At 43.7% G+C, this 478-nt stretch carries 1 protein-coding gene; it reads left to right on the top strand.

The annotated features are described in order from the left end of the window. A partial coding sequence (locus UF06_RS26895; protein ID WP_171816741.1) for a hypothetical protein occupies positions 1–301 on the top strand: 301 nt, incomplete at its 5' end. Positions 302–478 lie beyond the last annotated feature (177 nt).

The following is a 478-nucleotide window of genomic DNA, read 5'->3' as shown; positions in this document are numbered from 1 at the left end:
GGCGTTATGCTTAATCACCAAAAATCAGTGGTTTATGGCTTTTCTTTGTTCCCTCGGCTGGTTAGTTTTGAGTTTGTCGGCAAGTTTGCTTCAGTGGGCGCTGTTTTCTGGACACTTATTCTTTGGCGCTGGAAATTCAGAGCGTTGCCTCAATCAATTTTCGGGCAAGCGTGAGGCTAGGGCGGTTGGCTCAATCAGAAGTTTGATCTTAGGTTTTTCGGCTTTATCTGCCAAAGTTCAAAGTCTGATTTTCAAAATTATGAGTCATTTCAGTCTTTTGGTTTTTGGCTTTTGTTTGTGAGTTAAAGCTGAGTTAATCTCGGTTTTGGTAAAACGTAAGTCATTGAAGCTTAAGCATAACAAAGCGTTTAAGTGGGATTTGGCACGCGTGGCATTTTCAGTTTGCGTTGAGTTCGGTGGTTACGGCACTGTGCGGTAGCTTTTGTATTGCGTGCCTGCACCCCTTAACGCGGCGTTA

The organism is Vibrio sp. S234-5, from assembly GCF_000960595.1.
Taxonomy (GTDB): domain Bacteria; phylum Pseudomonadota; class Gammaproteobacteria; order Enterobacterales; family Vibrionaceae; genus Vibrio.
Note: the sequence above shows the minus strand (reverse complement) of the source record. Positions and strands in the feature narration are given on the sequence as shown.